This is a genomic window from Nonomuraea diastatica (assembly GCF_004349015.1).
In the GTDB taxonomy this organism is placed as follows: domain Bacteria; phylum Actinomycetota; class Actinomycetes; order Streptosporangiales; family Streptosporangiaceae; genus Nonomuraea; species Nonomuraea diastatica.
In genome coordinates, this window is record NZ_SMKP01000274.1 from 1 (window position 1) to 10,218 (window position 10,218).

Annotated in this window: 4 protein-coding genes; all 4 read right to left on the reverse strand. The window is 70.5% G+C overall.

Features of this window, described 5'->3' with window-relative positions; genetic code table 11:
* A partial coding sequence (locus E1294_RS48700) for a thioesterase II family protein (protein WP_132519090.1) occupies window positions 1–764 on the reverse strand: 764 nt, incomplete at its 3' end.
* Window positions 765–769: 5 nt separating this feature from the next.
* Complete coding sequence (locus E1294_RS48705; RefSeq protein ID WP_132519093.1) at window positions 770–1,906, reverse strand: Gfo/Idh/MocA family oxidoreductase; 1,137 nt, start codon at window positions 1,904–1,906, stop codon at window positions 770–772.
* Entirely contained in the window at window positions 1,903–7,404 is a 5,502-nt protein-coding gene (locus tag E1294_RS48710; RefSeq protein ID WP_132519096.1) for a non-ribosomal peptide synthetase, read from the reverse strand. The genes E1294_RS48705 and E1294_RS48710 overlap by 4 nt, the downstream gene beginning before the upstream one ends.
* Window positions 7,401–10,218: condensation domain-containing protein (locus E1294_RS48715; protein WP_246083819.1), on the reverse strand; the 2,818-nt coding region annotated here is incomplete at its 5' end. The genes E1294_RS48715 and E1294_RS48710, both read right to left, overlap by 4 nt.

Here is a 10,218-nt window from a genome sequence, read left to right on the forward strand (position 1 = left end):
GCTGGGGGCAGGGGGTCGGCGATCGGGCTGAGCGTCTCGGCGATGAGATCGGTCACGGCCCGGCGGTGTTCGTTCAGGAAGAAGTGGTCACCGGGAAATGTGCGCAGGCGCATCTCCCGATCGGTGTAGCGGGACCAGTCGCGCGCCTCGACCAGGCTGAGTTCCCCGTCCTCGGTGCCGGCCAGTACGGTGATCGGAACCGGCAGCACGACGTCGGCGCCCGGTCGGTACGACTCGATGAGCCGGTAGTCGCTCCGGACGATCGGCAGCACGAGCGCCGCCAGTTCCGGCTGGGCCAGCAGCTCCTTGTTGAAGGGGCTCAGCCGGATCAACTCGGCGGCGATCCCCTCGTCGTCCAGGTTGTGGACGGTGCCGTGCCGGTGATGGGCGGGGGGCTCCCGTCCCGAGACGAACAGGTGCGCCGGTGGCGGCAGGCCACGCTGGAGCAGCATGACCGCGACCTCGTAGGCGATCGCCCCACCCATGCTGTGGCCGAACAGGGCGTACCGGCCCCGGGTGATCGGGGCGATCTCGTCGGCGATCCGGGCCGCAGCCGTGGGGAGGTCGTGGACATGGGGTTCGGCGTATCGGTCCTCCCTGCCGGGGTACTGCGCGATGTGCACCTCGATCCGCTCGCCGACGAACGCGGGCCAGGCTCGGTAGGCGCTCGCCGAGCCGCCGGCGTGCGGTAGGCAGATCAGCCGGCAGCCCGCTCCCGGGCGCGGCTGGTAACAGCGCAGCCACCGGCCCGCAGGCTCCGCCATCCTCCTCACCGTCCCTCCTGCGGCAGGTCGGCGAGCAGCTCCGGCAGCGGCAGCGGCTGGGGCTCGGGCGGGTGGATCGGCTCTGGTGGCCCGAGCCGGGCCGACAGATCCTGCCACTGTGCGGTGAGGCTGAGCGCCCACTGCGACCACTTCGCCGGCTGGGGCTCATCCGCCGAGCCGGCGATGTCCCGCTGGAACTCGCGAAGGGCGTGCGCCACGGCGTCCGGCCAGACCCGATCGAAGATCTCGAGAAATGTCGGGGCCTGCGCCCCGGGTGCCGCGGCACCGTCAAGGCGCTGCGTACTGGACACACCGAGGCGGCCGGTTTCCGGGCCGCTGAGGACCAGGCGTCCGGTGGCGTCGCGTTCGCCATGCAGGCGCGGGCTCCACAACACGGGCCCGTGGGTGTCGGCCAGCGCGAGCACACCACCTTCGAAGCCCACACTGACCCGGTGCAGCAGCAGCGCATGATTGTCGAGGTCGGAGGGATTGATCTGGTTCTGCACCCGGAGCGTCACGGGCACTTCGCCGATCACCCCGTGGACGGTGGTGTAAGGAGCGGGCGTTCCGGCGAGCGCCGCCAGCTCCGATGGGACGGCCTCGGGCTCGGCGAAGCGCCATGGCCGCAGCCCGCCCACCGCGCGCCCGACGATGTCCAGCAGCGAGGGGAGCACCTGGATCGCACAGGTCGCGTCGACGAAGAGCGGTCGTTGACGCCGCCGGGCCACCTCCGCTGCGTCCAGGAAACGGCGGATGGGCGCGAGGTGCGGGTGGAAGGCGTTCACTCGGTAGCGCACCCCGTGCTGATGTGCCGCCCGCAGGCACGACTCCAGTTCGTCGCGGTGCAAGGGGAGCTCCTGCATGACGTGGACCCCGCGGGCCAGCAGCCGCAGGGCCAACTCGGTGCCGTCGCCGCCGCCGGTCCCGCCCGTCACGACCACGCAGGCGATGTCCACGTCTCCGGGGAGGCCATCGACGTCGGTGAAACAGGTGACGCCGTACTCCGAGGCGATACGCCGGGACTGGTCGCTGCCCCGCGCCAGCACCCCCGCGAGCTCCACGTCCGGCGAGCTCTGCACGGCCCGCAGGTGAACACGGCCGAACCCCGTGCCACACACGATGACCTTCGGACGCCGGGTCATCGTCCGGCCCTGGCGAGCACGCGGGCGATCTCAGGCGCGTTCGACGCCGACATGCAGCCGAAGTGATCCCCGGGGAGGTCGTGCACGGAGATGCCGGCCATACCGATGCGCTCCCAGAAGCGGCCTACATCGGCCCTCGAACCAGGCAGCAGGGTCGACGAGCCGCTGTTACGCAGCAGCGTCACCGGTCCGGCGTAGGGGTCGGCGCGATGGCGGGTGACGGCGAGCATGCTCTGCCGGAAGACCTCGAAGAAGCGGGTGAACTCCGCGAGGGTGTAGCTCCCGGAGTTGTAGGCGCCCTCGGGCGTGGCGACCCGGTGGATCGCGGCGAGCCGCCGCGGCCGGTCGTCTCGGGCGAAAGCCCTGAACGACGAGCCCACCGCGGCGTGCTCACCGTTCAGGGAGGTGAGGCAGCCGTCCGGGAGTCGCTCCGGCGTCGCCGCCAGGATCTCGCGGACCGCCCGGCCGAACACCTCGGCGTCATGCGGCAGTCCGAGGGCTTCGAGGTCGGCGCCCATCGATTGGGCGAACAGATACTCCACCATCAACTCGTCGTCCACCGCCGGCGGCTGGTATGAGCTGATCACGGTCAGCCCCTCGACGATGGCACCCGCCTCGATGAGCGTGCGGGCCACCTCGGTCGCGAGCAGCCCTCCGAGGCAGTAGCCGACCACGGTGAAGGTGGAGCCGTGACCCAGCAGTTCGCGCGTGTAGTCGGCGGCCAGCCGGTCGATCACCGCCTCGGGAGGCAGCGCGAGGTAGCGATCGAGATCGGTGATCTCCAGTCCGAGCAGCCCGCCGCGGCCGACGGCGCGCAACCTCGCCAGCAGCGGCTGGTACGGCTCGAGCGTGCCGGTTCCCGCGTGCACGAAGACGCACACAGGCTCGCCGGATCCGGCGCTCTCGCTCAGCACGACGACAGGGCTTTCCCGTTTCTCGGCCACCGCACCGGCGCCACCGGACGAGCGCAGGTAGCCGGCGAGACCCCGGACCGTGGGGTCATGCAACATCCGGCGCGTCAGCAGTGCCCACTCCACGCCCGCGGCCTCGGGTACCTGTTCGCGGAGGCGTCCGACCATGCGTGACAGCAGGAGGGAATCGCCGCCGAGGGAGTAGAAGTCCTGTTCGCGGCCGACACGCTGGACGCCGAGCAGCTCACTCCATAGCTCGGCGATACTCCGCTCCAGGTCGTCGGCGAGCGTCTGGCCGGTCTCGGTCGCCTGGTCCGCTTCGCTCGTGGGGAGCATGCTCGCGAGCGCCGATCTGTCGAGCTTTCCGTTCGACGAGCGCGGCAGGGCGTCCACCAGATGCACCGTCCCCGGCACCATGTACTCCGGCACCTGGGCCGTGAGGTGCGCCGTAACGTGCTCCGCCGTCGTATAAGCACGGCCTGCGTCGAACCGGGCGAGAAAGGCGCCCTGCCCCGCCAGGCCCAGCGCGCTGTCCTCCGGAGGGAGGCATATCAGATCCTCTGCCCCCGCCTCAGCCAGAAGGTCGAGCCACTGGTCCCGCGTGAAGAACGCCCGCCCGGTGCGGACGCGGTCATCGGTGAAGCCCTCGCCCGTGAACTCGAACTCCATCGACACGAGCTGCGGGTAGTTGTGCGCCCGGGTCGGCTCGATGAACACCAGCCAGCCGCCGGGGGCGAGCATCTCCCGCAGCCGTGCCAGCATCTCCGCCGCGTTCAGGCCGTTGTGCAGCACGTTGGCGCAGAGAACGACGTCCGCGCTGTTGGGGGAATAGCCCTGGGCCCGGAAGTCGGCGTTGACGTCGAAGATTCCGTACCGCATCCAGCGATGCTCGCCGAACGTCCTGCGCGCCTCGCTCAGGAAGAACTCCGAGACGTCGGTGAACAGGTAGTCGGGCGCGAGATCGGCCATCGCCGGCACCACGTCCGCCGTCGTCCCGGCTATGCCCGCGCCCACCTCCAGGATCCGCAGAGGGCCTGCACCGGCGGATCGCCGACCGTGCCGCTCGGCGATCCGCCGGAGGGCCGCCGCGACGATGCCGTTGATCCCCCGCGCGACCAGGTTCTCGCGGTAGACCGCCCAGGCGGCGCCGAACTCACCGTCAGGGAAGAGGGCCTCGCGCACGTCGAAGTCCCCGCGGAGCAGGTCGCCGAGGCGGCCCCCACAGGTGCGGATCAACCGCATGAGGCCATCGCCGTAACCGACGCGCTCCTCCAGCTCGCTCACCCGGTCCCAGGCCATCGCCACCGATCTCTGGTCGGCGGGGACGAGGTCGTGGAACGTGCCCGCATCCTCGTCGAATCTCACGGCCTCCGCGGCGACCAGGGCGTCGAGCCAGCGCCGCAGGAGTCTCCGGTGCCGGTCCGCGACGCCGGTGGCGTCGGCGATCTCGGCTGCTGTGTGCCTGGTGCCGGGCGCGGCGAAGAGCCCGCTCGCGCGCAGCTGCGCCGCCATGGCCTGAACCGCGGCCGTGTCGGTCCCGCGCATGAGGGCGGTGAACGCCTCGGCGTCCAGCGCCTCCTCGGCCCTTCGCCATGCCGTGGCAGCCGCGTCGATGACGGCGGCGGCCCCCTCAGCGCTTCCGGCCGCCTGATCGGGCACGTCGGCGGGCCCGAGCTCGGCGAAGGCGGCGAGTCTTCTGGCGTCGCCGTCGCCCACCGCGAGCACGGCCGCGTCGGCGAGGGCCGGATGGGACCGCAGCGCTGCCTCGATCTCCCCGAGTTCCACCCGATGTCCCCGCACCTTGACCTGGGTGTCCTCCCGCCCCAGGAATTCGATCACGCCGTCCGGCAGGTAACGCCCGAGATCGCCGGTGCGATAGAGCCGATCGCCGGTGACCGCATGGGTGATGAAGCGCGCCGCGGTCTTCTCCGGATCTCCGAGATACCCCTGCGCCAGGCCGGCGCCGCCGATGTAGAGCTCACCGGCCACCCAGTCCGGACGGTCACGCAGGGCGTCGTCGAGGACGTGGAACGTCTGATTGGCCAGCGGCCTGCCGTACGGGATGCTCCGCCAGCCGGGGCTGACCTCCTCGATCGGGTAGACGATCGACCAGATCGACGCCTCCGTGGCGCCGCCGAGCGCCACGATGCGCAGGCCGGGCAGATGTTCCCGGACCCGGCTGGGCAGACTCACCGGAATCCAGTCTCCGGACAACATCGCCAGCCGCAACGTGGCGGCGCTCTCCCCGGCGTCGGCCACATACTCCTGGAGCATGCGCAGCTGGGACGGCACCGAGTTCCACAGCGTGACACCGTGCATATCGATGAGGTGCGCCCAGTGTGAGGGGTCGGCGCGCCGGTCGGCGTCCGGAATGACGACCGTGCCACCCGCGGCGAGGACGCCGAAGATGTCGTAGACGGACAGGTCGAAGCCGAGGTTCACGATGCTGAGCACGCGGTCCTGCGGCCCGACGGCGAATCGGGCGTTGATGTCCGCGATGGTGTTTGCCGCGGCCCGATGGCTGATCACGACCCCCTTGGGCGCGCCGGTCGACCCAGACGTGTAGATCACATAGGCCGGGTTGTCCGGTGAGGCCAGGCGGGCGGGCAGCTCGGGTGATGCGTCGTCCAGGCCGGTCGTGTCGACGGCGATGGTGCTCACCTCGGCGGGCAGCTGATCGCCCGCCTCGCTCCACGACTGGGTCAGCGCGAACCGCACCCGCCCGTCGGCGAGGATCCGGTCGCGGCGCGCTCGCGGCTGCCCGAGGTCGAGCGGCAGGTAAACGCCGCCCGCGAGCAGGACGCCCAGCACCCCCACCACCTGCTCCACGCCCTTGCTCATGACCACTGCGATCCTGTCGCCGGGTTCGCATCCGGCGGCCCGCAGCCGGGAGGCGATGGCGGCCGCCCTGGCGTGCAGCTCCCCGTAACTGAGCGTCGTCCGCGCGTCGCCAACAGCCGCACGGTCCGGCGTGTCCCGGGCGTGGTCCAGGATCGGCTCATGCAGAAGGTGGCCGGGCAAGGGCGCGGAGGTGGCGTTCGCCTCGGCCCTGCGGTCGCGCTGCGCGGGCGGCAACCGCACGGGGTGAGTGTCCGCCCATGCCTGCTCCGTGGTGGCGAGTTCGGCGACCAGGGTGATGAACGCCTCGAACGCGTCTTCGGCAAGCCCCTCCGGCAGCACGTCCCACCGGACATCCCAGACGAGCAGCGGCGGGCCGGCCTGCTCCACGACCTGGCAGTCGATCCACACTTGCGGCGTCTGCGTCAGGCCGCCCAGGAACCGGCCCATCGGCTCCCGCTCCGGGGACGCCCCTGAACCCAGGGTGCTGGTGAACACGACGGGCATCAATGCCGGTCGGCCCCGCCGCCTGGTGAGCTCGGCCAGCACGTCCAGCCCGGTGAAGAGGCGATGGTCGAGGTCGTCGAAGAGCCGCGAGGTGAGGGCCTTGGCACGCTCGGCGAAGGACGGCCCCGCGTCCAGGTCGACGGCGAGAAGGCTCACGGTGGTGAAGTCTCCGACGATGGAGTCGATCCGTTCGTGCAACGGAAGACGGTTGAAGATCGGCAGGTTCAGGCTGAACCGGCGATTGCGGGCCCACCGGCCGATGGTCTCCGCGTAGGCGGCGAGCAGGGTCCCCGACTCGGTGACGCCGTGCCGCCGCGCACGTTCGCGCAGGCCGGTCCATTCGTCCTGGGACAGTTGCCGGCTCAGGCGCCGAAACCGGGCCGGACCTACCTCCTGCCATGGATCGGAACGCGGAAGCAGGTCGCCCAGCATCGGCAACTCGGGCGCCGGGGGCAGGTCGTCGATCCGGTCGAGCCAGTAAGCCCGGTCCCGATGGAATGAGGGGCCGTCGCGCAGCGACCGCTCCGCCATGACGTAGTCGCGGAACGTGGCCGCCGGTGGTGGCGGCGGCTTCTCGCCGAGCAGCAGCTGCTCCAACTCCGCGAGGAGAAGCTGCAGGCTCGCGGAGTCGACGACCAGGAGCTCGATCAGCAAGTGCAGCACGGTGGCGTGATCGGTCACCGTGGTGTGCAGGGCGAACAGCGGCCAGGTGCCGGCGGCGCCGACGCTGTCGTGCAGCTCCCGCCGGATGGCGGCGACGTGCTCCTCGACCCGGGCGTCGGGCACCCCGCTCAGGTCGGTGACCGGAATCGCGTAGTCCTCCACGGACGGGAGGATCCTCTGGTCTCCTTCGCCGTCCACGACCGCGCGCAGCATGTCGTGTCGCCGGACGAGCTCGTTCCAGGCACGTTCGAGGTGCTCAGGCGCGACGCCCTCGTAGGCGATCTCAAGATATCCGGTACAGGCGACGCCGCCGTACTCGTACGTCTGGTGCCGTCCGAGCAGGTAGGCCGACTGCATCTGGGTCAGGGGAAACGGCTCGTACCGGGCCGCGGGGTCGGCGACCAGCGTCGCCGTGTCCGCCTCAAGGTAGGCCAGCAACTCGGCCTTGCACTGGATGAGCCGGGCCTTGCGCTCTTCGGTGAGGACGCCGCGCGGTGCCCGATAACGAAGCCGGCCGTCCTCGGCCCACAGCCGGACACCGAGGTGGTCCAGCTCGGCGACCAGGTCACTGACTGTCATAGTGTTCCGTCCTCCAGAGCATCCGATGCGATGAGCTGCTCGTCGATGGCGCGGGCAAGGGCGGCGAGCACGGGAGCGGCGAAGAACGCGCGCAGCGAGAGATCGACCCCGAACTTCTGGGCGGCTCGCTGGAGCATCCGGGTGCCGCCCAGCGAGTCGCCACCCAGCACGAAGAAGTTGTCGGTACGGCTCTCGGGGACGTGGCCGAGCAGCTCGCCCCACAACACGGCCAGACCTTGCTCCACCTCACCTTGCGGCGGGCCGCCGGGCCCCACGTCGTGCCCGGCCTTTACGTCCGCGTCGACCGGATCGGGCTCAGCCATGGGGTCGGACGTGCCCGGCATCGATGGATCGATCGGCAGTGTCCAGTCCGCCCTGGTCAGCCGTTCCACCAGCTCCACGTATGCGGTGAACGCGGTGTCCACCAGGCCGCCGGGGAACAGTTCGTCGACGCTGTCCCAGCTCAGCAACACGCCGTCCGGTAGCTCGACGGCTTGGTGGTCGAGCCAGACCTGGGGGGTCTGGGATCGGGTGTGGTCGGGCCATCGGACCGTGCGGGCCAGGGCGTCGTCGACGCCGAGCATGCTGGTGAAGACCACCGGAACCGCCTGCGTGAGACCGGCGTTCTGGCGGGCCAGCTCGCGCAGCACGCGCACGCCCGATATCTCCTGGTGGTCGAGGTCGCGCCAGACCTGCTCCTGGAGGCGGCGCGCCCGCTCAAGCCAGCTCTCCTCCGGTCGCCGGTGGTAGGCCACCAGCAGCAGCGAGGTGAAGTCGCCGACGACGTGGCCGATGTCGGGATGGACGTCGCGCCGGTCGAACAGGGTGAGGTTGACGGTCAGGTCCGGCTGCCCGCTCCAGGCAGAGAGCACCTCGGCGAAACAGGCGAGCAACAACACCGACGGAGTCAGCCCATTGAGCCTGGCCTGCTCGGTGAGGGCGTGCCAGGAAACCGCGTCGATCTTGCTCTCTCTGCGGTGGAAGCGGGGGATCTCGACCTGGCCGGGGTCCTTCAGGACCGGCAGCCGCGGACCGGGCGGCAACTCGGCGGCCCGCCTCAGCCAATACGCCTCGGCCGCGGCGAGCCGGCTCTCGTCGGGTTGTGCCTGGAGCACGTAGTCGCGGAAGGTGATGCCGATCGACGGCAGCTCGGCATCGAGATCGGCGGACAGCCGCTCCCACTCGGCGAAAAGGATCAACATCGACAGCCCGTCCACCACCAGGTTGTCCAACGTCACACACAGCCGTACCGACTCGCCGCACCGCACCGCACGGATGTCGAACAACGGCCACGACCCCGCATCCAGCAGCCGCCGCGACATCTCCTCCCGGACCCGCTCCACCACCTCCGGACCGCCGTCCACCACCGTGAACCGATAACGGGCCACCCGCGGAAGCACACGCTGGGTGCCATCCTCCTCGATGACCGCCCGGAGCATGTCATGCCGGACCACCAGCCGATTCCATGCCTCCTCCAACCGGCCCAGATCCGCCTCGGCATGCTCGTACTCGACATAGAACTGCGCGCCGATCCCACCCAGCACAAAATCCGACCGCCGCCCCAGCCAGTACGCCTGCTGCACCTCCGTCAACCCGAACGACCCGAACCGGCCCTCACGATCAGCCACGATCGCCCTCACCGGCGACGCCTCACCCCACTCCAACGTCGCCGCGAAATCCGCCAGCCCCGGCGCCACGAACAACGCCGCCAACTCCGCACCGCCCAACCCCGCCCGCCGCAACCGATCCACCAGCCGCGTCGCCAGCAAACTATCCCCGCCCAAGGCGAAGAACCCATCATGACGACCCACCCGCGACACTCCCAGCAGATCACCCCAGATCGCCGCCACCGTCTCCTCCACCACCCCGACCGGCGCCTCAAAACCGCGCTTCGGACGGGGCTTGTCCCTCTTCGGCTCCGGCTGCCCCTGTGGCAGCGCCTGGCCCGGGACCGCCGCCCATTCCGGCTCGTCGGCCAGCCGTTCCACCAGCTCCGTATAGGCGGCGAACATCTCGTCCACCAGGCCGCCGGGGAACAGTTCATCGACGCTGTCCCAGCTCAGCAGCAGCCCGTCCGGCAGCTCGATCACCTGGTGGTCGAGCCAGACCTGGGGGGTCTGGGATCGGGTGTGGTCGGGCCATCGGACCGTGCGGGCCAGGGCGTCGTCGACGCCGAGCATGCTGGTGAACACGGTGGGGACGGGCTCGGCCAGGCGATCGTTTTCGCGGGCCAGCTCGCGCAGCACGCGCACGCCCGATATCTCCTGGTGGTCGAGGTCGCGCCAGACCTGCTCCTGGAGGCGGCGGGCGCGCTCCAGCCAGCCTTCGCGCGCAGCGGGCCGGTGCGCGACGAGGAGCACGGAGGTGAAGTCGCCGACGACGTGGCCGATGTCGGGATGGACGTCGCGCCGGTCGAACAGGGTGAGGTTGACGGTCAGGTCCGGCTGCCCGCTCCAGGCAGAGAGCACCTCGGCGTAGCAGGCCAGCAGCACCACAGATGGAGTGATTCCGTGCGTCCTGGCCCGGCCCGTGATCGCCTTCCACTTCTCCAGGTCGAGCCTGGCCTCTCTGCGGTGGAAGCGGGGGATCTCCACCTCGCTGGGGTCTTTCGTGAGCGGGAGACGCGGCGGTGGGGGGAGGTCCGCCGTCCGCTCGCGCCAGTACGTCAGCGCCTTACCCAGGGACTCCTCGTCGGGTTGTGCCTGGAGCACGTAGTCGCGGAAGGTGATGCCGATCGACGGCAGCTCGGCATCGAGATCGGCGGACAGCCGCTCCCACTCGGCGAAAAGGATCAACATCGACAGCCCGTCCACC